22 protein-coding genes and 1 tRNA gene are annotated in these 26,071 nt (G+C 36.1%); 8 read left to right on the plus strand and 15 right to left on the minus strand.

Going from position 1 to position 26,071, the window contains the following annotated elements; translation table 11 throughout:
• Positions 1-23 precede the first annotated feature (23 nt).
• The 5 genes from BM088_RS12615 to BM088_RS12635 are packed head-to-tail and all read left to right on the plus strand — an operon-like array spanning position 24 to position 5,123.
• Positions 24-791, plus strand: a complete 768-nt coding sequence (locus BM088_RS12615; protein WP_091984352.1) for an enoyl-CoA hydratase-related protein — start codon at positions 24-26, stop codon at positions 789-791.
• Positions 792-826: 35 nt separating this feature from the next.
• Positions 827-2,785: an acetyl/propionyl/methylcrotonyl-CoA carboxylase subunit alpha gene (locus BM088_RS12620; protein ID WP_091984354.1), complete on the plus strand. Its 1,959-nt coding sequence runs from the start codon at positions 827-829 to the stop codon at positions 2,783-2,785.
• 2 nt (positions 2,786-2,787) lie between these two features.
• A complete protein-coding gene (locus BM088_RS12625) occupies positions 2,788-3,696 on the plus strand; it encodes a hydroxymethylglutaryl-CoA lyase (protein ID WP_091984357.1) in 909 nt (302 codons plus the stop codon).
• Positions 3,697-3,740: 44 nt separating this feature from the next.
• Complete coding sequence (locus BM088_RS12630; RefSeq protein WP_091984359.1) at positions 3,741-4,445, plus strand: CoA transferase subunit A; 705 nt, start codon at positions 3,741-3,743, stop codon at positions 4,443-4,445.
• An 18-nt stretch (positions 4,446-4,463) separates the two neighbouring features.
• Positions 4,464-5,123, plus strand: a complete 660-nt coding sequence (locus BM088_RS12635; protein ID WP_091984361.1) for a 3-oxoacid CoA-transferase subunit B — start codon at positions 4,464-4,466, stop codon at positions 5,121-5,123.
• A 470-nt stretch (positions 5,124-5,593) separates the two neighbouring features.
• Here the strand turns inward: BM088_RS12635 and msrB are convergent, their stop codons facing one another.
• Both msrB and gndA read right to left on the minus strand, forming a co-directional pair.
• On the minus strand, positions 5,594-5,959 hold the full coding sequence (gene msrB / locus BM088_RS12640; protein WP_091984363.1) for a peptide-methionine (R)-S-oxide reductase MsrB: 366 nt from the start codon (positions 5,957-5,959) through the stop codon (positions 5,594-5,596).
• A gap of 87 nt (positions 5,960-6,046) precedes the next feature.
• Positions 6,047-7,420, minus strand: coding sequence for an NADP-dependent phosphogluconate dehydrogenase (gene gndA / locus BM088_RS12645; protein WP_091984365.1), 1,374 nt, complete (start codon positions 7,418-7,420; stop codon positions 6,047-6,049).
• 301 nt (positions 7,421-7,721) lie between these two features.
• Between gndA and pyk the strand changes: the two genes are divergently transcribed.
• Both pyk and BM088_RS27560 read left to right on the plus strand, forming a co-directional pair.
• Positions 7,722-9,158, plus strand: coding sequence for a pyruvate kinase (gene pyk / locus BM088_RS12650; protein ID WP_091984368.1), 1,437 nt, complete (start codon positions 7,722-7,724; stop codon positions 9,156-9,158).
• Positions 9,159-9,253: 95 nt separating this feature from the next.
• Positions 9,254-9,463: a hypothetical protein gene (locus BM088_RS27560; RefSeq protein ID WP_218156517.1), complete on the plus strand. Its 210-nt coding sequence runs from the start codon at positions 9,254-9,256 to the stop codon at positions 9,461-9,463.
• A gap of 292 nt (positions 9,464-9,755) precedes the next feature.
• Here BM088_RS27560 and BM088_RS12660 read toward each other — a convergent pair.
• From BM088_RS12660 to BM088_RS12705, 10 genes are all read right to left on the minus strand, one after another.
• Positions 9,756-9,846 (minus strand) — tRNA-Ser (locus BM088_RS12660).
• Positions 9,847-10,134: 288 nt separating this feature from the next.
• On the minus strand, positions 10,135-10,617 hold the full coding sequence (locus BM088_RS12665; RefSeq protein ID WP_091984370.1) for a hypothetical protein: 483 nt from the start codon (positions 10,615-10,617) through the stop codon (positions 10,135-10,137).
• 15 nt (positions 10,618-10,632) lie between these two features.
• Complete coding sequence (locus tag BM088_RS12670; protein WP_091984372.1) at positions 10,633-12,441, minus strand: S8 family serine peptidase; 1,809 nt, start codon at positions 12,439-12,441, stop codon at positions 10,633-10,635.
• Positions 12,442-12,917: 476 nt separating this feature from the next.
• Entirely contained in the window at positions 12,918-14,129 is a 1,212-nt protein-coding gene (locus BM088_RS12675; RefSeq protein WP_091984374.1) for an ABC transporter permease, read from the minus strand.
• A gap of 9 nt (positions 14,130-14,138) precedes the next feature.
• A complete protein-coding gene (locus BM088_RS12680) occupies positions 14,139-15,461 on the minus strand; it encodes an ABC transporter permease (RefSeq protein ID WP_091984376.1) in 1,323 nt (440 codons plus the stop codon).
• 9 nt (positions 15,462-15,470) lie between these two features.
• Complete coding sequence (locus BM088_RS12685) at positions 15,471-16,160, minus strand: ABC transporter ATP-binding protein (protein ID WP_091984378.1); 690 nt, start codon at positions 16,158-16,160, stop codon at positions 15,471-15,473.
• A 14-nt stretch (positions 16,161-16,174) separates the two neighbouring features.
• Entirely contained in the window at positions 16,175-17,452 is a 1,278-nt protein-coding gene (locus tag BM088_RS12690; RefSeq protein ID WP_091984380.1) for an efflux RND transporter periplasmic adaptor subunit, read from the minus strand.
• A 176-nt stretch (positions 17,453-17,628) separates the two neighbouring features.
• Positions 17,629-17,838 carry a transposase gene (locus tag BM088_RS12695; RefSeq protein ID WP_245763818.1) on the minus strand — a complete coding sequence of 70 codons (210 nt, stop codon included), beginning with the start codon at positions 17,836-17,838 and terminating at the stop codon, positions 17,629-17,631.
• Positions 17,839-17,903: 65 nt separating this feature from the next.
• Positions 17,904-18,944: a polysialyltransferase family glycosyltransferase gene (locus tag BM088_RS12700; protein ID WP_091984382.1), complete on the minus strand. Its 1,041-nt coding sequence runs from the start codon at positions 18,942-18,944 to the stop codon at positions 17,904-17,906.
• Between the two features lie 458 nt (positions 18,945-19,402).
• Positions 19,403-20,446 carry a LacI family DNA-binding transcriptional regulator gene (locus BM088_RS12705; protein ID WP_091984460.1) on the minus strand — a complete coding sequence of 348 codons (1,044 nt, stop codon included), beginning with the start codon at positions 20,444-20,446 and terminating at the stop codon, positions 19,403-19,405.
• A gap of 287 nt (positions 20,447-20,733) precedes the next feature.
• Between BM088_RS12705 and BM088_RS12710 the strand changes: the two genes are divergently transcribed.
• Positions 20,734-23,016 (plus strand): TonB-dependent receptor, encoded by a 2,283-nt coding sequence (locus BM088_RS12710; RefSeq protein ID WP_091984385.1) that lies wholly within the window; start codon positions 20,734-20,736, stop codon positions 23,014-23,016.
• Between the two features lie 69 nt (positions 23,017-23,085).
• Here BM088_RS12710 and BM088_RS12715 read toward each other — a convergent pair whose 3' ends face one another.
• The 3 genes from BM088_RS12715 to BM088_RS12725 are packed head-to-tail and all read right to left on the minus strand — an operon-like array spanning position 23,086 to position 25,911.
• Positions 23,086-24,288 (minus strand): ABC transporter permease, encoded by a 1,203-nt coding sequence (locus tag BM088_RS12715; protein WP_091984389.1) that lies wholly within the window; start codon positions 24,286-24,288, stop codon positions 23,086-23,088.
• Positions 24,281-25,069 (minus strand): ABC transporter ATP-binding protein, encoded by a 789-nt coding sequence (locus tag BM088_RS12720; RefSeq protein WP_091984393.1) that lies wholly within the window; start codon positions 25,067-25,069, stop codon positions 24,281-24,283. The genes BM088_RS12715 and BM088_RS12720 overlap by 8 nt, the downstream gene beginning before the upstream one ends.
• A complete protein-coding gene (locus tag BM088_RS12725; RefSeq protein ID WP_245763819.1) occupies positions 25,066-25,911 on the minus strand; it encodes a DUF3025 domain-containing protein in 846 nt (281 codons plus the stop codon). The genes BM088_RS12720 and BM088_RS12725 overlap by 4 nt, the downstream gene beginning before the upstream one ends.
• Between the last annotated feature and the right edge of the window lie 160 nt (positions 25,912-26,071).

The following is a 26,071-nucleotide window of genomic DNA, read 5'->3' on the forward strand; positions in this document are numbered from 1 at the left end:
CTCTAAAACTGACAGGAAATCTCATGTCTGTAAATTTAACGATTTCAAACAAAGTTGCAACAATCACTTTAAATCGCCCTCAAGTTCACAATGCATTTGATGACATCACAATAATACAACTAATAGATGTTATTACACAGGCATGTGAACAGGATGTGCGTGCTTTAGTTTTAAAGAGTGAAGGGAGACATTTCTCTGCTGGTGCAGATTTAGGCTGGATGAAATCAATGGCTGATAATGACTTTGATGATAATTTTGCTGACTCTCAACAATTAGCAAAATTAATGCATACGCTTGCAAACTGCCCTATGCCAACGATTTGCCAAATACAAGGGGCTGCATTTGGTGGTGCACTAGGCCTAATTGCCTGTTGTGACATCGCTTTTGCAAGCCCAGATGCTAAGTTTTGTTTAAGTGAAGTTAAGCTAGGATTAATCCCTGCTGTGATCAGCCCCTATGTTATAAAAGCGATTGGTGAGCGCCAATCTCGCCGATACTTTTTAACAGCTGAAATATTTAAAGCAGATAAAGCGTTAGAGCTTGGTTTGATACACGAAATTTCTGACGAACTTGAAACAAGCGTTAATGATGCGATAAACAATATACTCAATAACAGTCCAAAAGCAGTGATTGCTGCAAAAGAGCTTATTCAAGATGTTGCAAATAAAGAAATTAATCAAACATTGCAAGATCTAACGGCTGAACGTATTGCGTCAATTCGTGTATCAGTTGAAGGCCAAGAAGGCTTAAGTGCTTTTTTTGAAAAACGCGCGCCAAATTGGCAACAATAATACTTAAACGATTGAGCATAAAAAGGTAATAAACAATGTTAAAAAAAATACTTATTGCAAACCGTGGTGAAATTGCTTGCCGCGTAATAAAAACAGCCAAGCGTTTAGGTTTAAAAACTGTTGCTGTTTATTCAGATGCAGATAAAAATTCTCTTCATGTGCAACAAGCTGATGAAGCCTATCACATCGGTGCTGCACCGAGTAAAGATTCATATTTAGTTTCAAGTAAAATAATTGAAGTAGCAAAACGCTCAGGTGCCGATTGCATCCACCCAGGCTATGGTTTTTTATCAGAAAACTGTGAATTTTCACGTTTATGTAAAGAAAATGATATTGCTTTTGTAGGACCGCCTGAATCTGCAATTGAAGCTATGGGTTCTAAATCTCGTTCAAAAGAAATCATGGCTGAGGCAAATGTACCATTAGTACCAGGGTATTATGGTCATAATCAAGATGAATCATTTTTATTTGAAGAAGCAAATAAAATGGGTTACCCAATACTGCTAAAAGCTGCGTTTGGTGGTGGCGGTAAAGGCATGCGTATCGTTAATTCAGAAGATGAATTTATGGCGATGCTTGCATCAGCTAAACGTGAAGCGATTTCAGGGTTTGGTAACGATCAAATGCTACTAGAGCGTTATGTTACTAAGCCACGTCATGTTGAAGTACAAGTTTTTGCAGATAATCACGGTAATTGTGTTTATTTAGGCGATAGAGATTGTTCATTACAACGTCGTCATCAAAAAGTAATTGAAGAAGCCCCTGCACCACAGCTATCAGACAAACTTAGAAAAGAAATGGGTGAAGCTGCAGTTAGGTGTGCTCAAGCCATTAATTACCAAGGTGCAGGTACAGTCGAGTTTTTATTATGTGGCGATGAATTTTTCTTTATGGAAATGAATACGCGACTTCAAGTGGAACACCCTGTAACAGAAATGGTAACGGGTGTTGACTTAGTTGAGTGGCAAATTCGTGTTGCATCAAATGAAACGTTAGCTTTAACACAAGATGATATCACTTTAACAGGTCATTCATTAGAAGCGCGTATTTATGCAGAAGACCCATCAGCTGACTTTATGCCGTGTTCAGGTGTTATCAAGCTACTAGCTACGCCACAAAACTCTAAACATATCCGCATTGATACCGGTGTAAATACGGGCAGTGAAATCAGTAGTTTTTACGACCCTATGATTGCAAAGCTAATTGTATGGGATGAAACCCGAGATCTTGCTATTAAAAGATTACAATCAGCCTTAGAAGAGTTTCACCTTGCTGGTTTCCATTGCAATGTGGCTTTTTTACATAACTTAGCAAGTCATGATGGCTTTGTTAAAACACAACCTGATACACATTTTATTGATGAAAACCAAGATGAGTTAGTAAAGGTAGATAATGCTGATCTTGAAATCTGTAATATTCTGGCAAGTCTTGTATATCTGGATTCTATTAAAAATCAAAATTGTGCTTCGCCTTGGAATAAGCAACAAGGCTTCAGATTAAACCAAGATAATAATATTAAAATTCCATTTACCGAGTTATCTAACATTTCTGCAGTATGCAATGGTGCGAGTTATAGTTTAACCCTTGATGGTCAAACTATCACAGCTGATATATTTATCAATGATACCCATATCAACGCGAATATAGATGGTATTAAATACACTGCTGATTATGTATTAGATCAGAATCAAATTGAATTAATGTATTTAGCAACAACACACAGATACCAATTAAAAGACAAACATTATGTCAGTGATGTAGAAAATGATGATGCATCTTTAGCTGCACCTTTAAATGGCACTGTTGTTAAACATCTTTTAGAACTTGGCAGCAAAGTCGAAAAAGGTGATGCGATTGTTGTGATTGAAGCCATGAAAATGGAATATACACTTACTGCACCTTATGATGGCACACTAACAAGTTTCTGCTTTGATGAAGGCGAATTAGTATCACACGGCGACCTATTAGCCATAGTTGATCAGGAAGGCGCATAATCATGACACAATCCCTATTACCTTCTTTTGTTAAAGTTGTTGAAGTGGGTGCACGTGATGGCCTTCAGAATGAATCTAAGGTTACGACTGAAGATAAAATAGCTTTAATACAAAACTTAGTAGACGCAGGTGTAAAACACATCGAAGCAGGTGCATTTGTATCACCCAAATGGGTGCCTCAAATGGCCGATTCTAAGCTTGTAATTGAGTCATTAGATCATAGTACTGCACACTTTAGTGCTTTAACGCCGAACTTAAAAGGTGCACAACTGGCTTTAGACTCAGGCATTAAAGAATTTGCAATATTTACAGCCGCAAGCGAAGCTTTTTGTCAAAAAAATATCAATTGTTCAATTGACGAAAGTATCAGTCGCTTTAAAGAAATCATGACCTTTGCAAATGAAAATAACATCAAGGTTCGTGGTTATGTTAGCTGTGTCATGGGTTGCCCATATCAGGGTGATGTTGAAATTTCTGAAGTTGTCAGAGTGTCTAAATTATTACTTGAGCTCGGCTGTTATGAAATCAGTTTGGGCGATACTGTCGGTGTTGGCACACCAGGAAAAACAGAACAATTAGTCACAGCCCTATTACAAGATATTCCAGCAAATAAGCTTGCTGTACATTTTCATGATACATATGGTCAGGCGTTGACAAATATTTACGCTGCTCTGAAACTCGGTATAGCTACTGTTGACGCGGCTGTAGCGGGTTTAGGTGGCTGCCCTTATGCTAAAGGTGCGTCAGGAAATGTTGCCACTGAAGACCTAATTTATATGCTTGATGGGCTTGGCATTAACACCAATATTGATATAAAAAGACTCTGCAAAGCTGGCTGGCAAATATCAGGCGTATTAAATAAAGCACCTGCAAGTAAAGTTTCGCTCGCATTTCAAGCAAATGAAGCATAGTGAACATAAGCACTAACATCAATTAAATTAAGGGAGCAAGCTAAATGGCGGGTTTCGATAAAGTAGTTTCAAGTTATGAAGAGGCCATGCAAGGCCTTAAAAATGGCGATACAGTAATTGCCGGTGGTTTTGGTTTATGTGGTATACCAGAAGGTTTAATTGCACAAATTAAAAAACTCGGCACAAAAGACTTAACTGTAGTTTCAAATAACTGTGGTGTTGACGATTTTGGCTTAGGTATTTTATTACAAGATAGACAAATAAAAAAAATTATCGCGTCTTATGTTGGTGAAAATGCTTTATTTGAACAGCAGCTATTAAGCGGTGAAATAGATGTGGAATTAACACCTCAAGGCACGCTAGCTGAAAAAATGCGTGCTGGCGGTGCTGGTATTCCAGGTTTTTATACCGCAACAGGCTACGGTACTCCTATCGCTGAGGGTAAAGAAGTAAAAGAATTTAATGGCCGCCCCTATATTTTAGAAGAAGGGATCACGGGTGAATTTGCCATAGTGAAAGCATGGAAAGCTGATAGATACGGAAACTTAGTTTTCCGTCACACGGCAATGAATTTTAATCCAATGGCAGCCACAGCAGGTAAAATTACCGTTGTCGAAGTTGAAGAAATTGTTGAACCAGGTGAACTTGCTCCAAGTGAAATTCATACACCTGGGATTTATGTAAATCGTGTGATTTTAGGTCAATTTGAGAAACGCATTGAACGTGTGACAACACGTCCTTCATCTTAAGCAATTCGGAGAAATATCATGGCTTTATCTAGAGAACAAGTTGCTAAACGTGTTGCACAAGAGTTGAAAGATGGTTATTACGTTAATTTAGGCATAGGTATTCCAACACTTGTAGCAAATTATGTGCCCAACGATATTGAAGTAATGCTACAGTCAGAAAATGGCCTTCTAGGTATGGGCCAGTTCCCAACCGAGGATGAGGTTGATGCTGATATGATCAATGCAGGTAAAGAAACCGTTACAGCAGCCACTGGCGCTGCAATATTTAATAGTGCTGAGAGCTTTGCAATGATCCGAGGTGGTCACGTAGATTTAACAGTTCTTGGTGCATTTGAAGTTGATCAAAATGGATCTATTGCTTCATGGATGATCCCAAAAAAGCTGATCAAAGGCATGGGCGGTGCAATGGACTTAGTTGCTGGCGCACAAAATATTATAGTGACTATGACTCATGCAAATAAACATGGCGAGTCAAAACTATTAGAGAGCTGTACTTTACCTTTAACAGGCGTAAATTGTGTTAAAAAAATAGTGACCGATTTAGCTGTATTAGAAGTTAAAGATGGTGCATTTCATTTAATAGAGCGCGCACCAGGCGTACCTGTTGATGAAATCATAGAAAAAACAGCCGGTAAATTAATTGTTGACGGCGATATACCTGAAATGGCTTTTGCTTAAAGCAAGCTAATTTAAACATCAAAACATTGATCACAATGTGTTATTGAAACATTGTAAATATACCGACCTCATTCCCAGCGTCACAGATGTTGAGAAACCCCAAAGTCCCTCGAAAGAGGGATTTTTTTGTTTAAAATCCAACTAAACCAATTAACCTTACACTAAAATCTTGTTTATAATTGCTGTGTAATGACTAAAATAAACCAAACCTTCATTTTTAAGTACTAAAAGTAATAAATTAAGACGCTAGCATCTCAGGTATAATTGTATATTTACCAAAAAAATATACTGCTGAGGCAGAAGTATTACACACACCCTACTTCCAAAAAATAAAAATATTCGCAACTAAGTAGATGGAAATTAGGCCTCATGAACTGATACTTTATCCAATAAGTAGATATGCACCACCAAGGTTCATTTAATTAAGTTTTAAAATTTGTTTATATCCTTGTAAAGCACAGCAACACACCTTAATCAAAGCTTAAACAAATTGAGTTAATACAATACCTTGTGTTTTTAGGTGCAGGCCCATCATTAAATACATGGCCCAAGTGTGCATCACATTTATTACAACGAACTTCAATACGTTTCATACCATGCGATTCATCACTTATATATCTCACTGAATTTTCGATAGGTGTAGCAAAAGCAGGCCAACCACAGCCAGATTCAAACTTACTTGAACCATCAAATAAAGCTTGTTTACAACAGACACAGGCATAAACTCCCGACTCAAAATGGTCGTTATATTCTCCACTAAATGGATACTCTGTCCCCCCATTTTCACATACAGCTTTTTGTTCATCAGATAAATGTTTTGTCCAACACGTTTTCATGACTTACTCTTATTTTATAACAAAAAAATCCCTGATAATAATATCAGGGATAATTCATTTAAGCTTGTTTTCTAAACCAAATGAGTACTATCTTACTTTAGCATCAATTTCGACAAGATCAGTTAAATGGCAAGTACCATCATTATGCGTCTTAATGCCATGTTCGCCAAAGTAATCACGTTGTGCTTGTACTAAGTGACCATTACTAGGTGTTGTAAGTGTTGCAAGATAAGTTTGGCTTGCTGTTAAAACGGGAAATGCTAATCCTGATGCAATTGCCAAACCAGATACTTTACGTAAAGCATCAGACTCAGTCGTTAATGTATCTACAAATTCAACATTTTTTGCTATTTGATCTAAATAATCAGCACGAATAATACAACCTGCACGCCAAGTTTGTAGTGTTTTAGCTAAATCAACTTTCCATTGATGAGAGCGAGATGCACCTTTGATCAAGGCTAAACCTTGGCGATATGCCAGCAAACTTGCTAGATGGAAAGCATCTTTTAACTCTTCCAAATCAACTTTCACTTTATTGGTGCTTTTAGCCGCATATTTCATTTCTTTAGCAGCATGCGTTTCTTTAGTATTTGTTAAATGACGTGCTTGTACAGCAGCAACTAAAGATGGTACAGCAATGCCAAGCTCTAATGCATTTTGCGCCGTCCATAAACCAGTACCTTTTGCCCCAACGCGGTTATCAATTAGATCAACTAGAGCTTCATTACTTTTAGTCTCTAATCTTAAAATATGGCTAGAAATTGACAATAAATAACTGTGCAAGTCACCTTCTGACCATGTTTCAAAAATTGCAGCTATTTCTTTAGGTGTTTTACCACAACCTAAACGAAGTAACTGATATACCTCAGCAATTAATTGCATTAATGCATATTCGATCCCGTTATGAACCATTTTTACAAAATGGCCGCTCGCAGAATGACCTACACGTGCAAAACATGATTCATTATTAAAGCTTGCAGCAATTTTTTCAAAAGAGGGCTCTATACGTTCCCAACCACCTTCAGAACCACTCGCCATCATTGCAGGGCCATGACGCGCACCTTCTGCTCCACCAGAAATCCCCATAGTGGCAAATTCAAATTTGTTTTGATATTTAAGTTTACGGGAGATACCATCTTTGTAATTACTATTACCACAATCTATGATCATGTCGTTAATTTCAACACCCGCATCAACTAATTCAGTACATACACGGTCAACTAATTCACCTGCTGGAACCAATAATAAAATTGAACGTGGTGCCTGTAATCGACGAACCATGTCACCAATATCTGAGACTATATGCAAACGCTCGGCTGTACCTTCTGACTTAGCTAAACGTAATAAATCTTCTCCTGCATCTGGATTTTTGTCATACGCAACTAAAGTGACACCTTTTTCAATCAAATTGAGTGCAAGGTTTTTACCCATGACACCTAAACCAACTAATGCAACTTGCATGTATTATCTCCCGAAGAGCGAAAGTATTAATTTCAAATTTGAGTTTGATTTACAACCAAAATACCATTCAGTTTTATAAGAATGATAAAGTCGCGCATTATAGGGTATTATATATTCCTTTCAATGCTAGATTAAAATTAAGCTAAAATTAGCATGTTTTTTATTAAATAACTCACCGTTTTTACAATTCTGTTGACGAAAGATGACACCGGTGTCATACTCTTGTCACATTTGACCGTCAGTATGCTAATATATCTAACAGATTAGACCGTAATATAGTATATACAATCAGGAGCATAAGATGCCTAGACGCACTAAAATCGTCGCTACACTTGGACCCGCTACAGATAGAGATAACAATTTAGAAAAAATTATCAAAGCTGGTGCAAACGTTGTTCGCTTGAACTTTTCTCATGGCGTAGCTCAAGACCATAAAGATCGTGCAGATCAAACTCGCGCAATTGCTAAAAAATTAGGTTGTCATATTGCTGTTCTTGCTGATTTGCAAGGCCCTAAAATTCGAGTTTCTACATTCAAAGATTCTAAAGTAACATTAGAAGTTGGTGCAAAGTTCATACTTGATGCTGATCTAGGTTTAGGTGAAGGCGATATCAACGCTGTTGGCATAGATTATAAAGAGCTGCCTAACGATGTATTACCAAATGATTTGTTATTATTAAACGATGGGTTAATTCAATTAACTGTTGACTCTATTGATGGTAATAAAGTATTTACGACTGTTACTGTCGGTGGTGTTTTATCTAACAATAAAGGCATTAACCGCCTAGGTGGTGGTTTAACGGCCCCTGCTTTTACTGAAAAAGATGAAGCTGATTTAATTACAGCAGCGCAAATTGGTGTTGATTACATTGCAGTTTCATTCCCGCGCAGTGGTGATGATATGCGTCACGTTAGAAACCTTGCAAATAAAGCAGGCAGTAAAGCACAACTTTTAGCTAAAATTGAACGTGCTGAAGCGGTAGAATCTGTTGAAGCAATTGATGATATCGTGCTTGCATCAGATGCCGTTATGGTTGCCCGTGGTGATTTAGGGGTTGAAATTGGCGATGCGGAGCTGGTAGGTAAACAAAAGTTAATCATTCAAAGAGCCCGTACATTAAATCGTGTTGTGATCACAGCAACACAAATGATGGAGTCGATGATAGATAATCCAATGCCAACACGTGCTGAAGTAATGGACGTTGCAAACGCGGTTTTAGATGGCACAGATGCAGTAATGCTATCGGCTGAGACAGCTGCAGGTGATTACCCTGAAGAAACGGTTGCGACTATGGCTCGCGTATGTAAAGGTGCTGAATCACAACCGGAAGCACATGTATCTAAACACAGACTAGAATGCATGTTTGAAAACACATCAGAGACAGTTGCACTTGCTGCTATGTATGCTGCAAACCATTTAGATAGTATCAAAGCGATTGTTGCTTTAACTGAATCAGGTAGCACTGCAAAGCTAATGTCACGCATTACATCTGCATTACCTATTTACTCCTTATCTCGTCACGCATTAACCTTAGGCCAGACAGCGCTTTATCGTGGTGTTTACCCTGTTGAGTTTGATTCAACGCAATTTGATGCCACTGATTTAACAAAAGAAGCATTAAAAACCTTAGTTGCTAAAGGTATTTTATCTTCAGGTGACAAAGTCATTTTAACCCATGGTGATGCAATGGAAACTGTTGGTGCGAGTAATACAATGAAAATTTTAACTGTGGCATAAAGGTTCTTACTGTTTAAATAAAAAAACCAGATCTCTGATCTGGTTTTTTTATTCTTATCTATAGTTTTAATAATCAGAATTATAGGTATAAAGTTATGGCAAAATCTGAAATACAAAAAATAGAAAAACAAATATATGACTTAAACCTTAAGTTAATAGCTTTACGTAAATCCACTCTTTCCCAAGAAGCCATACCAAACTATACATTTTCAACTCAAAGTTGTGAAACTAACTTAATAGATTTATTTGGTCAAAACGATAAACTTTTGCTAATTCACAATATGGGCCAAGCATGTCGTTATTAAAAGATCAGACTAATATGCCCCGCGCTGTTTTATATGAACACAAATTAGATCAAATATTTATCAGAAACAGTTGTATATTTGGTCCTGGATAGCTTTATTGTTCAAGGTGGAGTTTACTTAGACTAGCTGGTATTGATTCAACAAATTGGACACCACAATACTCTTACTGGAAAAAGCCGATAAAAATGGGTGACGGGGGTAAAATCTAGTTTAAGAAGTTAAAGATTCATAAACCTTACTTTATATATTTAAAAAAGAAGAAAGCCACGCAAGGTGGCTTTAGGGAATGAGGTGGCGGAGAGATAGGGATTTGAACCCTAGATGGGCTATAAACCCATGCCGGTTTTCAAGACCGGTGCATTCGACCACTCTGCCATCTCTCCGTCATTAACAAAGGCATGGTAGCAAACATAAATATATATGCAAAAATTAGGTATATTAAAATATTTTCACATATGCTCATAAAACTAAGAAACGTATCGAATTATTTACATGTAAAATAGTTTAAACTGACTTTTAACACTTCAAATCAATTTTTTGTAGGTGTGACTTCTCTAAAAGAAACCACACTAGGCTATTTATTAGTTAAAAATACTAACCATTATTAAGGAAGGGTTAAAGTAATAAAAAAGCCCCCATAAAGGGGGCTTAAAATCATTTAATAACAGGTTTTAATGTGTATTTATGCTTTTATCAGCCAAGTCAATGGTCGCAGATACAACATTTGGCAAGCTTTTAAGTTGCGCTACAATTGGCAATAAGTTATTTTTATCACTTGCTTTTAATATATAGAAGCTCTTATAAGCTTGTTTAATTGATAAGTTATTATCTTGCGTAAACTTTTCTAAATCAGCATCACCCGATAGCTTAACAATAATTTCCCCCGTCACATCATATGAACTAAACCCGTCGACACTATTAACAATTTCACCAACAACTAAAATCGGTGTATCAACTGTAAAGCTTTTAATGCCATTTTTTGAGATTGTTCTTATATTTTGTTGATAAATGGTACCGTTTATCGTGACGTTTTTTTGTGACAGTTTTAGTGACTCAACAGGGGTGATTGTCAGTTTAGATAAATCAACTGAGCTCACATCTTCGGCAAAAACACTCATACTTAAAAGACTACTTGCTAAAATTAATAATTTCATGGTTACAACTCCTGATTAATGACCAAATATACGAATAGACCAGTCTTTTAATACACCTGCTATTTCATTATTTCGACTATTGAAGCCAATTAATCCAATTTGTGGATTGTAGCCTAATGTATAACTAGTACCTTTATCTGTGTCAAATACATTTAAAGTCCAATCACCCTTAGCTTCTTCGCCATAAAAATGGGTATTAAGCATAACGGCATCAGTGTAACCACCTTCATTACCACCTAAGAAACCTGTTCTGGCACTCATTAGTACACTTCTTGTGCCTGATGGAGAAACAAGCTCAATAGCCAAATCACGTAAACGACTATGATCTATATTCAATTTTACTTGAACAGACTCAACAATTAGCGCGCTTTCATTCGTTATTGTGCTTTGTGCACCATTCAAAGATGCATCTGGAATTTCAACATTTGAAGTCGTTGTTTTCCATTGTGTAATTTGTTGCTTAGGTAAAGACACGCCGGTAAAAAGTGCTTTATATACGGCAGCATCAACATCCACTGCACCTAAACCATAAAAATGGTGATAATTATAGCCCGCAGCATTTGTTTGCCATGCTGGAATTGCGTTATAAGTTACTAACTCTCCTGCCGCATCTTCAAATGATAAATCAACACCCGTATTGTCTGCATCCGTTTTACGTGCAGTTGTCGCAAGTAAATGGCGAACAGTTCTTGAGTCAAGTGCATGATTAGCCGACATAATAGTAGCAATTGCGCCCGATGTATTTGGCGCAGCTGATGAAGTGCCATTCATGACACCATTATAATCACAGTTTGGATCTAATTCACTACCACCATGTAAACTATTAGAATGTTCACCCTCTTGATTCATTCCATTGTCACACCCCATCAAGTCTACTGTGACCATAGCGGGTGCATTTACACCGTATTCACCACCTGGGGCTGTTAAAAATACACTAGAGCCTACAGATGAATATGATGAAAGCTTACCTTGTGCGTTAGTTGCCGAAACAACCAAGTTCCAATAATTATTATTTTCAGCACTTATATTTGAACTATGAAATGGTAACCCATTATTATTATAGAAAACACCATCCTCATAAGGTAGAACTTGAATTGGTAAACCTTTGTAATAAGTATTATATGAACCAAAGGAATTGCCTGCCGATTTTACAAAAACCGCACCTCTGCCCCAGTGACTATTTTGTGTAATATCCTGTAAAACCAAATCTTGTACTTCGGTAAATGGATTCGCTACATAATCAAGTGCTTGAGGTACTGCAGGTGTACTACCATAACTTTGGTTAAATACACGGGGATCGGTAAAACGATCAAGTTGACGGAAATCCTCAGACAAACCATGAGATACAAACCAAGACGCAACCGTCTGATTTGATAAATAATTGAAACCAATTAAATTTGCAAGTGGTGCAACACCACGACCACCAATACCATTTGATTCTACTGCTGCGATTAATCCTGCAACAGAAGTACCATGACCATTTAAATCAATTGGTGAATCAGTACCATCTGATAAATTAATTGAACCTGGCACCACGTTCGCAGCTAAATCTGGATGCGCGATTTCTACACCAGTATCAATAACTGATACTGTGATCCCGCGACCTTTAATGCCCATTAAATGTGAAAAATCTATATCTAAATCATTACCAGCCACACCAGATGACAAAGAGTATCCACTTTGACCTGTATTTTGTAAGTGCCATTGTTGAGATACAAGCGGATCGCCCGCAGCTAGAACAAAAGTAGAATCCGTTATATCTGCGCTAACATTTGCACTCATAAATGCAATTGTTGTAGCAAGTAACGTTTTTTTGAAAGTCATAATATCCCCTGAATTTCTCATTATTATTTGTAGTTCTCTTTTCGGAACTCACAGCATTAAATAGTGTTAATCAAAAGAAGTAAATGTTATTTATTGGTTAAACTAAAACACCTACTGTAAATAAAAAATGACAAAGAGCAGTTTCATGCCCATACCATAATTTATAACCGGTTGTTTTAAATGACTTTTATAACAGCTAGAAATGACAACGATGTCATCATATCAATGTAAACACTAATAATTAACAACAGCGGACCTGTATCGGTAACTTACTGTTTTATCGGCATTAAGTCATTAAATACATTTTCTTATAACTTTTTGTTATAATAACTTAACTTTTTAGATTTGAGTCTATTTTATAATCAGGAAACAAATAAATATTGGAAATCAGAGAAAGTTGTTAACAAAACAAAGCCTCCAAAGAGGAGGCTTTAAATATATTTAATTAACTTTAGCAAAATTAATCAAATATATTATCATGCACTGCGTGTTGCTATTGCCGGGGAAACGGCTGAAGCACGTTGTGCAGGATACGCAACGGCAAGTTGTCCTAAAATATATAAAACAACTGAACCAATAACTAAATAATGCCAAGGCAGTCGCGGCAAGGAAAACGCTTCGACTAAGACCATATTCAAACCAATACTTGCTATCAAACCTAAGACGATGCCAAAACTGGTTATTACTGCATTTTCTAACATAAAATAACCGGCTATTTGTCCTTTGTTTGCCCCAAGCGCACGGCGAGTCCCGATTTGTTTTTTTCGTTTATTAACAGAAAAGCTTGCCTGCCCCACTATACCTAAGCCTGTTACTACTGTTAGTGCAGTAATGACAGCCAGTAAAACTGAATTAGTTGCGCTATGAAATGAATAACTGCGTTTTCTAACTTCACTCATATCGCGAACTCTGCGAATAAAGCGTCCTGGTGTTTTCGACATTTTATTTTCGATTTGAGCCATTAAGAGATCCCTTTGGCCAGGTTCAGTTCTAATCATATAAGTAATAGATTTAAACAATAAAGGAGTAGGAATTAAGGCTGAGCGTTCTACACCACTCCAACCATTCCAAGGAGCCTGCAGAGTATCTACTATCCCTTTAATCACCATAGGATCGTTATCCTCAATATAAATAGTTTCTCCTAATGCCTCATTATAATCATCGGGGAATAATTCTAGTGCCAATGCTTTTGTGATCACTACAACAGGTGGCCAATTATTATTAGTTCTAGTTCTAAATTTAATATCAGAAGCATTAAAAAATTCACCTGCAATTAATGAAATACCCAAAGCACCAAGTGCATGTTCGTCAACCATATACATAGCACTACCAGCACCATCACTATTTGCTCCTGCTGTACGAGACAGCCCCATTGACCAACCGCCTCCACTCAACGGAATGGCATTTATGGGTGTTGCATCGATCACTCCTAAAGTATTACGGATCATCTCAAGATCATTTTTTAGATTATTTTCTAGCGCATAATCATCTTGATAAGCAGTTGATGAGATATAAAATATATTATCTTCATCCAGACCTGATGAGCGTTCCATTAAGCGATTACGGTCTGTAATAATAAATGCTGCATTAACTATAACCATTAATGTCACCGCCATTTGCAAGGCTAATAATAAAGGAGCCGTTTTCTGTTTTTTAATAATTTTAAGTATTGGAAATAAATCTCTCATTATTCTTTCCTATTGGCTTTTAAGTTGCGTTGCAGGCAAAACTTTACTTGCCATTATTGTTGGATATAAGCCCGCTAATACCGTTGCAAGTATTGCAAGTAATACAGCACTGAGTGCCATCTTTATATCTAATTGCATTAAAGCGTTATTTAAATTACTGTATAAACTTTGTATGCCTTGTAAGCCAAGCCATGTTAAAAAAAGACCAAATAAACCACCTAATAACCCAACACATGTCGCTTCCATCAAATGTTGATTAAAAATACTTTGTTTACTGGCACCTACAGCTCTTCTTAAACCAATTTCCCCAGACTTACCAATAAACTTAGCCAACATCAAACCTATGGTATTTAATAAACACACAAGTAAAAATAAAGCTGATAACCACATTAAAATTTGCGCATCATTTGTTACGACTTTTTGTACTTCTAACCACTGTGGAACTGAATTCAAACGATTATTTAAAGGACGAGGAAAACGCCCTAGTTTTTTTTGCTCTCGAGCATAATTATCAATAAAGCTTTTGTAATCTTGCTTTGCTTCTTCATTTGGTAGTTCTGCCCAAAATTGGATCCAAACACATTCTGATTGTATAAACCCTTGATAACCTTCACCATCAACGGGTTTCCAGCAATTAGTATTACCTGAGCGCCCCCATTCATTTGAAACTTGTGTTGTAAACGGAATATATAGCGCTTCAGGTTCATCAAATGCCCCCGTTGTTAAATCATAAAATTTTGGCAAAGGCGCCCAAGTATCTAAAATGCCCACAACTTGCATTACTTTTGCACCAAATAAAAATGTTTTACCTACGGAGTTTTCACCTCCAAATAGTTTTTCATTTGTCTGCTTACTTAATACAGCAACAAATGCACTATTTAAATCTTCTTGCTTTGTCCAACCTTTACCATATAAAAATGGCACATCAAACATAGGAAAAAAATCAGCATAGTTTGTTCGTGCAGTTGCCAAATATGGTTTAAGTTCTTTTCCTTGCTCCCCAGTTAACTCAATTACCTGAGCGGTTCTAGATTGTGCAGTTTGTCGAAATGCAGGCGCCGAATCAATCAAGTTTATCGCATCCGTATAAGTTACCTGATCTGGTGGTAAATTTGGTTCACTGTGAGGTTCATTAGGATCCCAGCTATCTAATTGAATCGCAAAAAGATCATCTCCTTTATGTGGTATCGGGTTGGTGCCCATCAAATAATTGACTGTTACAGTCGTCATCGCAGCACCTATCCCTAACCCAATAGCAAGTACCATTAATGCCACTAACCCTGGGGTTTTACGCATACTTACTAAAGCCAGTTTTATATAATAACTAAACATACTAAGCTCCTAAGCAATTGCTTTTTGTTCATGTATCACTTCTTCTACCTGACCATCACGTACATGAATGATACGGCTTGCTTGAAGGGCTTGTTCTTGATCATGGGTTACCATAACAATGGTAGTTCCTGAAGCATTAATTTCTTTTAAAAGCGCCATAACACCATCGGCCATCTGACTATCTAAATTTCCTGTTGGTTCATCTGCTAATAAAAATGCGGGAGAGCCAGCTAGCGCACGTGCTATTGCAACTCTTTGCTGTTGCCCTCCAGACAATTGAGTAGGATAATGATTCATTCTTCCAGCTAAACCGACTTTATTTAATGCCTCTTCAATTCTTTGTTTTCGTTGTGCTTTATTAAAGCCTCTATAACGTAAAGGCACATCAACATTATCAAATAAGTTAAGCTCTGGAATTAAATTGAAGCTTTGAAATACGAATCCTATTTTTTCATTTCTTAATCGCGACCTGTCTTTATCATTTAATTTACTGACATCTTGCCCATCTAATAAATATTGCCCTTCACAAAAACCTTCAAGCAGTCCTGATATATTTAAAAATGTTGTTTTTCCTGAACCAGAAGGTCCAGTAACAGCAATAAAATCTCCTGCTTTCACTTCTAAACTAAATGATTGTAATGCCTGAGTTTTTACTGAATCTGTGATGTAAGCTTTAGATACATTATGCATTTTCAACATGATTATTTTCCTTATTATTGTGTTATTACGACTTGAGTTGCGCCTTGGAACTGTTCGGTGTTTGAGATCACAACTTCATCACCTATATTTAAACCATTTGAGATTTCAACTTTAGATAGACTGCGAGCACCTGTGGTAATTTTCATTTTATGGGCAATATCATCGTTAACAACATATGCAACTCTTCCCCCATTGCTATCTAGAAACTGTCCTCTTGGGAGATATAAAACATCCGTTTTTTCCTCAAGTAATATCCGGGTAGTTAATCTCTGGTTTTGTCTTAACCCTATTGGTGATCTGCTTGAAAAACGAATTTTACCTTGCACCTGGTTATTTATAATTTCTGGTGCAATCGCAACTAAAGTGCCTTCGTAGTGGTCATTATTAAATAAAATTTGAGCTTTCATACCCAAAGCTAAATCATCTGCATAGTTTTCAGGAATACCTAATTCAAGTTCAAACCGAGATAGATCAACGACATTTAACAAGGCTTGATTTTTTGCAACTGCATTTTTTTGTTCTGCAGACAAATTCCCCACTAAACCTGATACAGGAGAAATAATGTTTAATGCTTTGACTTGTCTTTGTAATTCATCAACTAAAACTTGCTGAGATTGTGCCTCAAGCTCTTTGCTTTTCACTTCAAATTTTAAACTCTCATCTAATAATTTTGCTTCTTTAAGAACATGTTGATATTCAAGTTGTGCATTTTCTAAATCATCTTTTGCTTTTTGAAAATCGATGTCACTTATTAATGATTTATTATTAGCAACATCAGAGCGGCGCATTTCTCTTGTTGCAGCATTAAGCAGAACCTTGGCTTTATCAGCATCTTTTTCTTTAGAGAGAATGGCTGTTTTGGACTGGATTTTTTGTCTATCTAACTGAGTTTGTAATCTAACTAAACTTGCTAGCTGTTGGTTATATTCACTTTGTAATTCAGGGCTTTCGATTACTGAAAGGGTTTGATTTTTTTTAACCTCATCACCTGCATCAACCAAGTATGTGACAGTTCCCTGTGCTGGACTATATAAAACAGGCCTAACAGCTGCGACAACACGTGCTTGTACAGAAACATCTCTTGTGAATGAACCTCTGTCAACAATTGCAGTTCTTAATCTTTCTTTTGAAACAGTATATTCACTACTACTCCATTTACTTAAAGCTGGCGTAATATAAAAACTAGATGCAGCTAGCATTGCAACAATAGTCGCTGTTAAATATAATTTTTTGTATGATTTATCAGGCACAATTTGTAAGTCTTGCGCACTGGTATCTGGTATTTTGTTCATTTATTTTCCCCGACTTTTATTTCTTTATTAAGTCGAAGGAATTTCACAAAAGGTTTAAAAAGATTTTTCTATAAATGTAAAAAGTTATTTCAAAGGAATAAAAAAGGCTTCTTAATAAAAGCCTTTTAGGGGGTCATAATATTTAATCTCAAAGGATCGGCCGCAAGCGGCCGAGTTTAAAAGAGTCCCAGCTGACTTCCGTGAACTTCTTTTTTATCTAATTCAATCAATTGGTTTTGCACATATTTACGAATAGTATCTTCTGTTGCATTTCCTATTGTTTCAACAAAATAACTTTGAGTCCAAGGTTTCCCACCCCAGAAATAACGTCTTTTAATATCTGGATATAATTTGAAAAACTCTCTGGCTGAAATACTTTTTATCACCTTGGACTTCCCAAATTTCACTAGACAGATTTCAATTCAGAAAAATAAAAGTCAAAATTATTTTGCTACAGTCGCCAATAACTTAAGCGTTTTCTAAATTTTAAATTCTTTAATAAATTAAAAGGTTTTGATTTTATTAGTGGGTATTTACCAGCTAGCACATCATCTATGGCCTTGATAACTCTTTTGGATGAATCACCATCGCGGTAAGGGTGTGTTTCCTCATTATAATCTGAAATTTTTTGCATTAGTTCATCAGGATAAGATAATGCTTTTTCTAGAGCTGACTTTAAATCATTTGCATCTGCAATGTTAAGTAAATATGGCTTAGCGTCTATATTTTTTACGGTTACAGCTGGCTTATTCTGAACGATGAACATTGTTAAGGAAGAAGAAGTATCTCCAACCATTATATCAGCTTCTTGCAATATAGGGAGAAGATCATCAGTTGCTACGTAGCTTAAGTTTTTGTTTTCAATTGAACGATACATTTCAATAACATTTGGGTCTGACTTAGGATGTAGTGATACAATCCATTTCCAATCCATTGTTTCACATAACTCTTTAACTTGCGGAAATATATACATCGCCTGGGTCAAACGCTTACTAAAAGTGGAACCAAGGAAAATAGTCGGTTGTTTGTTTTTATTTGTATCATCAACTGTTTTAAAGAGTTTATCCAAGGTTGGCCAACCAGTTTCTATTACATTAAAAAATTTATGTTTTTGCTGTAATTCTTTAAACTTACTTGTTGTGCTAGGCCCCTGTGTACAATAAAGATCAAAGCACCCCCTAATTTTAAAATGATCATTATTCCCTCTATTATCAAGTTTTCCAGCATCAAAACCATGAAAAACAGCTACTTTCAACCCAGGTAAAAAGCTAGGAATACTGTTTGCTGGAGCAACAACGACATCAGGTTGATACTTAAAAATATCAACTACAGTATCAATTAGTATCTCATTTTTGGTCAGGTAACTTTTAGTCACTTTATTACCTTCAAAAAACCATTTAACTTCATCTCCTCTTGCTACCAGTATTTCCTGAAGTGGACGTAGAATAGCAAAGCTATAATCTTGCGATATATAAAAAAGATACTTATTCAAGGGTTAACTCCAGTTAGAAAAGTAAACATAATATTAAAAATTGATTGAGAAATCATTAAAGCTCTCCCACAAATAATTGTAAAAATAGTATTAACAGGTTCCATTTATTAGGCAGAATCCATATAAGAAGATTAAACAAAACTACCGCATACAGCCCCGTTAGTCATTTTGAGTTTCGGTCAACATACTCATCTGTTTACTGAATGTCAGTCGTTTAATTATAAAATATTCTACCATCTCCCTGAAACTGCACCAGTTATAACTTTACCAAGACTTCATCTATTTATTTATAAATGAGATGAGAAATACAATATATCAATTGTTTAAAACAGTGATTTAAACTTGGTCAAAACCCAATTTCTAAATTTGTCCTGTTTTCAAGTGATAATGAAAATCTGTACCTTATTTTTACAACAAAGCAAAGTTATCAGTACCGATTTAATTTTCCAAAAACCCTTTTAACTCGCACTCGACTCTCTTTTTACCAATTCAACTTCAAGTAATTGTGTTTTAATCACTTCACCTTTTAACTTTTTAAGTAAATTCTGCACTAAAATCACGCCACCTTGCTTGGTATTTTGTTTAATAGTACTTAAAGATGGATGAGCATATTCAGATTGGGCTATATCATCAAAACCAACAATTGAAACTTGCTCAGGCATTCTAATGTCACTTTCTTTAAAGTATTTCATTGCCCCCAGTGCAATAGCATCGCTCACTGCAAATAATGCATCAGGACAATTTTTCCCAGTAAAAGTAGCATCAGCTGAAATAACATTCTTAGAAAAAACATTTTTTGCATGTTTATAACCATCAGCTGAAGTGAAGTCTAAATTTGTTCTCAAATTTTCATCAACTATCAGCCCAGCTTCTTTATGTGCTTGTTGATACCCTTGCCAGCGGGCTAGAATTTCCGGGTGTTTAATATCCCCAAAAAAAGCAATGCGTTTGCAACCCTGTGCAATTAAATGTGATACCGCGAGATAACCGCCTTTAATATTATCACTGCCTACTGTGCTATAGTTTTTTGTTTCGTCAGGTAACCCCCATACGACAAAGGGTGTATTTTCACCGGCAAGTAAGCCTATTCTTTCATCTTTTTCGCCTTGACCTATCACAATTAGGCCGTCTGCACGTTTTGACTCAAAATAGTAATTCCCCCAATCTCCAGGTGTCGTTTTGCTGGTTGTTAACAACATATCGTAACCTTGTATCGTCAGCTCATCAGCAATTGTTCCTAGCAGTTCTAACATAAATGGATCTGATATTGATTGCCCTGACTTTTCATTAAATAAAATGATAACAGCTATGGTATTGGTCTTTTGAAGTCTTAAGTTTCGAGCCGCGGCATTTATTTTAAAGTTATTTTCTTTTGCGATTGCTTGCACTCGTTCTCTGGTTTTTTTATTGATCACTTCGTTATTTCTCAGAGCTCGAGATACTGTAGATTCCGACACTTGAGCAATTTTGGCAATATCTTTAATTGTTATTGCTTTTTTCATTTCATTTTTTACCAAAATCTATCTCTTAATCAAATCATAAAAACAAATTATATCTGTAAGTTAGTTCAATTAAAACCAATCCACAACAAGCACTTTGCAATCGAATGCAAAAAACTTATTGCAATCGATTGCAAAGCATCTTATTGTAAAAATGAAACTGCAACAATTTATTAATAATTGTAGTTATTGACAACATGATAATTCTGCATACAGCTACTGGCTTTATGTTCCGTGTTTCATTACGCTAATAAAGAGTGATGAAGTCATCAAGACTGGGGAATACAACTATGAGTACAAAAAAATACAAACTGACACTTGTCGCATCACTGATCTCAACCTTATTATCACACAATGTTTTAGCAGAAGAAGAAAAATCTCAAGCAAATGATAATAATCAAATGGAATCTATCATAATTACTGGTAATGCCAGTGGTAAGGCTATTAGAAAAGTTGATGCCAGCTATGCTGTATCAACTTTAAGCGATGATGATATGAAAAAATTAGCCCCTAAAAGTACGGCTGATCTTTTTAAAGCCATTCCAGGTGTCTGGGCTGAAAGCTCCGGTGGTGTTGCAGGTGCCAATGTATTTGTTCGTGGTTTTCCAGCAGGAGGTGATGCGCCATTTTTAACAATTCAATTGCAAGATTCTCCTATTTATGCCCCACCAACCTTATCTTTCCTTGAAAATTCATCCATGTTTCGACTTGATGAAACCATAGATTATATGGAAGGCCTCCGAGGCGGACCAAATCCAATTTTGTCAAATGGTCAACCCGGTTTAACAACTAATTTTAAACTTAAAGAAGGTTCAGAAGATACAGAAGGTTTATTTAAATTTACAACCTCTGATTTTGGCTTACAAAGAGTTGATGCAGTGTTAAGCGGCAGCCTCTCTGATGGTTTATATTATATGATAGGTGGATATGTAAAAAGTTCGCCAGGTGCTCGAGACGCAGGCTTTAATGCGGAAAAAGGCAATCAGTTCACTATTAATATCACAAAAGAGTTAGATAACGGAAAGCTAAACTTTTACACTCGTCAAACTGACGATCATGGTACTTGGTATTTGCCTATTCCCATTAAAATTGATGGGGTAGATAATACATATACTCAAATTGGCCCATTAAATCGCCAAGCAACAATTCAATATGGACCTGATGGTACAAGTGAAAGTTTCGACTTTGGCGAAGGTCGTGGTTGGAAAGGTTCAATATCAGGTGCCAGTATACATTTGGAATTAGATGATGGCTGGTCATTTTTTGATAAATTCAACTACACTCAAGGCGATGCAGATACTCTAGGTTTAGTCCCAGAAGACGGACCCGTTTTATTATCAAATGTTGCAGATAATGGCAGTTCCGCAATAGGACAAGTCACGGGTGATACATATTCAGGCGATACTTATGTACAAAAAATTGGCCGTTGGGTAGTACGTAAACAAATAGAATCTTTCACCAATGATATGGCTTTCACCAAAGAATGGCAAAATAGCAAGGCCAGTTTTGGTTTATATAACGCAAATTTTTCAGCAAATGATTGGTGGTCAATAGGTAATCAAGCCTACCATGTTGTAACACCTGGTGGTGAAGCATTAACAGGCATTGATTGCAATGACAATGCAGACAGTTGTGACTGGAATTACGATATAAATTCAACTGGTGATGGTAATACCCGTGCTTTTTATACTGCTTATGAAATTAAAGTTTTATCAAATCTCACATTAGATCTTGGTTTACGTAGTGAAGACCATGAAATAAATTATACCGTCGATGAAGGACTTGACGGGAAAATCACTCAATCAGTGCAATATGATGAAAATACATTTTCATGGACCGCAGGTGCAAATTACACCATCAATAAAAAGTCAGGAATATTTACTCGAGTAAATAAGGGAAGCAAAATGCCTTTCTTTGATGATTTTAGAGATAATTTTGATGCATATAAATCTGGTGAAGACTTAATCAAAGATGTTAGCCAATTTGAATTAGGATATAAACTAGCTGAAGAAAATATCAGTGTATACGCTACATTTTTTGCCAATGAAGTAAAAGGCGATGTATTTGTGCCCCGCCCTGGTGCACCTGCTGAGCGCTTCACTAACGAAGCTTATGGCGTAGAAATTGACTTTAATTACTTTCACGACTCTGGGTTTTCAGTCAATACCAATGCAACTGTACAAGAAACTGAAATTACAGAGCATTCTGATGAAAATTTAATAGGAAACCAAGCGCAACGTCAGCCTGGCTGGCAACTTCGTATTACACCAAGTTATGATATGGAGTTTGAAAATGGTATGTGGGCCTCTATATACGGTACGCTTTCAGCTGTTGATGATAGATATTCAACCAATGCCAATATAAAAGAAAACGTATTATCAAGTTACGAAAAAATAGATTTTGGCGTTATATTTTCTCCTACTGATAACTTAAAAATACAAGCTTCAGTCGACAATTTAACTGACTCTGAAGGTATTACAGAAGGCGATCCAAGAAATACAGACCCACTTGCTGCTAATGCCCGTTATATATTGCCTCGCTCATTCACTTTAAGCGTTTCATACGAGTTTTAAAACGATTAACCTCCCTTGAATCAATAAACCCAGCATATGCTGGGTTTATTTTTATCTTACAAAATAGGATTATCTAAATAAAACAGACTCTTTCTTGAACCAGTGAACACAAAACCCCATTAATATTCCCGCAAGAGCAAATGTTGCAACAAATATCATAGCCACCATTGAATAATCTACAGTACCTTTAATTAACTCTTTAATTGCTAAAGCCACATTTGTGATAGGGATCATTGCAGTATTCATAGTCAACTCCATATTTGGCATCATAGCAACAACCAAAGGCATAAATGCCACCATAGATAACGGCCCCATGTAATTTTGCGCTTCTTTAAAAGTACGCGCATAAATAGAGATTGCCAATACTAAAGATGAAAATATACCAGCAAGCGGCACTAGCATAAGCAAAATTAAGCTTAAGTCTAATACGCCAATAGTACCCATTACATCTGTAATTATTTTTGCATCAACAAAGTTACTCGCAATACTGACCCAAAATCCCATACTGACAACTGTGATGAGTGCGGTCATTAAGGAAGAAGCCAATACAGTAAAAAATTTACCGAGCACTAGTTCAGTACGAGTTACAGGTGTTAATAATAAGGTTTCTAATGTACCTCGTTCTTTTTCACCTGCACCTAAATCAATAGCAGGATAACTTGCTCCTGCAAGTACCAGAGGTATCAATAAATAAGGAATAAAAGCGCCAAGTTTTTCGCCTATGTTTTCACGTTTATCGGCTGTATCAATTTTTTCTATTTTAATTGGATTAAGTAATGCAATGCTTTGTTCTTTAGATACCCCTAATGACTCAAACTTTTCAGCCTGAAGAATTTCACTAAACGATTTCATAGCATCATTAACACGCTTATAAATAAAGCTCAGTGCTGATGCGTCATTAAATACAACTTTCCAATTACTTTGCAAGCCTTGTGTCAAAGACGCTCTTGCATCACTTGAGATAAAAATACCAACATCTAAAACGCCTGTACGTACGGCATTTTTCATCTCTTCTATGCTTTCATATTTTATTTTGCTCAATTTAAAACTTTTATGAAATTTAATTTTTTCAGAGAATTCGGGCGCATATTGACTCCCGGTTATCGCATAAATATGAACTTTTTGTTCTGCTTCTAAATTCGCCTGACTCATTAAGAACCCCATTAAACCAAATAAAATAGGGAAAATTAATACAGGCAAAGCAACTACAAATAATAACGTTTTTTTGTCGCGTAAAAGCTCTTTAACTTCCTTCTTAAAGACTTCAAACATGTGATTGCTCCTGCAAAATATTAAGAAAAGCTTGATTGAGAACTTGGCTTTTACCGGTTTCTTTAAATTCTGCCAAAGTACCATTAAAACAACTAAGCCCTTCATTAATGACCGAGACACGTTCACATAATAAATCGATTTCATCTAAATGATGGGTTGAAAAAATGACAGGGGTTCCTTGGGCTTTTAGGTCTTGAATAAATTTTATCACGGTTTGAGTTGTCATAATGTCTAACCCTGTTGTTGGCTCATCGAGCACAACAACTTCCGGACTATGTACAACCGCACGCGCAATATTCGTTTTTTGCTTCATGCCCGTCGATAAATGTTCAGCACGTTTGTGTACAAAGCTATTCATGTCTAATATTTCAAACAGCTCTTCAGTACGATTTTTTAAAGTCTTTTTATTCATGCCATGCAAGCGACCAAAATACTCAATATTTTCTTTGGCTGTCAAGCGTCCGTATAAACCAGTTGAACCGGACAAAAAACCAATTTTTTTACGTGCTAACAGTGGACTTTTAACGACATCAACACCGTTTATATGTATTTTGCCGTTATCAGGTAGTAAAGCAGTTGAAAGCATACGTAGTGTGGTCGTTTTACCCGCACCATTAGGGCCAAGCAAACCTAGAACTTCCCCCTTTTCACAATGGAAACTGACATCTCTTACAGAATTAAAATAATCTGAATCTTGACGCGGATCGATATCTTCATGTTTATCAATTTTATGATCTTTGGTTAACTTAAAACGTTTTTTAAGTCCCACAACTTCAATCATATTACTTTCCTTTGTTTTGAATGGTTCTTCGGCCGAAAATAGTTAACATTATTATAAAATTCAACATTTTCATTATCGGCATACCAGCCGGGAATACCTAGAAATGGCATAGGTGATAATGACTTATTATTTTTTAATAAGTGATTATCAATAATTTGCTTATAAAGTACAGTGTCGAGGTACTTATATTGTCTTTTTAATGATAAGCGGTAAAAATCTTCACTCACAGGTAGAAACAAGGCTTTTCCTGTTAAACCTAAATACGGTTTTGTTGCCATTTCATAATTAGCATGGCCAAACATAAAAGCTGAAATATGCTTATTCCATAACGCTCGGTTGGTTACAAATACTTCATGCCATAGATGGTTTTGTAATTGCGACTTAATTTCTTTACCAATGTTATCATCCACATTATAGGGTAATAATACACCGCACTCATCTAACAAAGTAATCGCATTCCTTGAAGTCGATCGCTTCACTAAACCATGTTCATTTATTTGTTCTATATGCATTTTATTTAATAAAGTTTTTGTTTTAGGAAACAAAACCCAAATTAAACCACCAAATAAATCATGCCAATTATCTATACGTGTTGGCACATTTCCTGTTTCATAAATAATTTGTTCATAATATCTAGGGTCATCTTTAACCTCAGGATCCGGAACAAACTTTAAAGTATTACCACTGGCTAAAGTTAACTCTGGTGCATGTGAGTTTAACCAGTCACAATTAGGCCACTGAGGGTTATTATCTAGTGCAAATAACTTATTTAATTGATCAAACAAGCCAAACTTTAAAAAATCTAATGACCAGTTTTGCTCTGGTTCAAACCTTATTTTCACCTTGAGAAGTACCTTTCAATAAAATTGAGTGCCAATCACTCATAAATGTATTTTACCGTAAAAATACATCATAGTTTTAATAAAAGTGCTATTAGCGAGATAAATAAATAATTCAATTGAAATAACAAGGAAATATATCTTGTTAGGGGTAAGCTATTTA

This window comes from Pseudoalteromonas denitrificans DSM 6059 (assembly GCF_900112265.1).
Taxonomy (GTDB): domain Bacteria; phylum Pseudomonadota; class Gammaproteobacteria; order Enterobacterales; family Alteromonadaceae; genus Pseudoalteromonas; species Pseudoalteromonas denitrificans.

Bases quoted from the DNA above. Each gene is read 5' to 3' on its own strand.
- BM088_RS12615 (WP_091984352.1), top strand. From the start codon at position 24: ATGTCTGTAAATTTAACGATTTCAAACAAAGTTGCAACAATCACTTTA.
- BM088_RS12625 (WP_091984357.1), top strand. From the start codon at position 2,788: ATGACACAATCCCTATTACCTTCTTTTGTTAAAGTTGTTGAAGTGGGT.
- BM088_RS12705 (WP_091984460.1), bottom strand. From the start codon at position 20,446: ATGAAAAAAGCAATAACAATTAAAGATATTGCCAAAATTGCTCAAGTG.
- BM088_RS12680 (WP_091984376.1), bottom strand. From the start codon at position 15,461: ATGTTTAGTTATTATATAAAACTGGCTTTAGTAAGTATGCGTAAAACC.
- BM088_RS12690 (WP_091984380.1), bottom strand. From the start codon at position 17,452: ATGAACAAAATACCAGATACCAGTGCGCAAGACTTACAAATTGTGCCT.
- BM088_RS12715 (WP_091984389.1), bottom strand. From the start codon at position 24,288: ATGTTTGAAGTCTTTAAGAAGGAAGTTAAAGAGCTTTTACGCGACAAA.
- BM088_RS27560 (WP_218156517.1), top strand. From the start codon at position 9,254: ATGGCAAAATCTGAAATACAAAAAATAGAAAAACAAATATATGACTTA.
- BM088_RS12685 (WP_091984378.1), bottom strand. From the start codon at position 16,160: ATGTTGAAAATGCATAATGTATCTAAAGCTTACATCACAGATTCAGTA.
- BM088_RS12635 (WP_091984361.1), top strand. From the start codon at position 4,464: ATGGCTTTATCTAGAGAACAAGTTGCTAAACGTGTTGCACAAGAGTTG.
- msrB (WP_091984363.1), bottom strand. From the start codon at position 5,959: ATGAAAACGTGTTGGACAAAACATTTATCTGATGAACAAAAAGCTGTA.
- BM088_RS12670 (WP_091984372.1), bottom strand. From the start codon at position 12,441: ATGACTTTCAAAAAAACGTTACTTGCTACAACAATTGCATTTATGAGT.
- gndA (WP_091984365.1), bottom strand. From the start codon at position 7,420: ATGCAAGTTGCATTAGTTGGTTTAGGTGTCATGGGTAAAAACCTTGCA.
- pyk (WP_091984368.1), top strand. From the start codon at position 7,722: ATGCCTAGACGCACTAAAATCGTCGCTACACTTGGACCCGCTACAGAT.
- BM088_RS12630 (WP_091984359.1), top strand. From the start codon at position 3,741: ATGGCGGGTTTCGATAAAGTAGTTTCAAGTTATGAAGAGGCCATGCAA.
- BM088_RS12720 (WP_091984393.1), bottom strand. From the start codon at position 25,069: ATGATTGAAGTTGTGGGACTTAAAAAACGTTTTAAGTTAACCAAAGAT.
- BM088_RS12710 (WP_091984385.1), top strand. From the start codon at position 20,734: ATGAGTACAAAAAAATACAAACTGACACTTGTCGCATCACTGATCTCA.
- BM088_RS12665 (WP_091984370.1), bottom strand. From the start codon at position 10,617: ATGAAATTATTAATTTTAGCAAGTAGTCTTTTAAGTATGAGTGTTTTT.
- BM088_RS12675 (WP_091984374.1), bottom strand. From the start codon at position 14,129: ATGAGAGATTTATTTCCAATACTTAAAATTATTAAAAAACAGAAAACG.
- BM088_RS12620 (WP_091984354.1), top strand. From the start codon at position 827: ATGTTAAAAAAAATACTTATTGCAAACCGTGGTGAAATTGCTTGCCGC.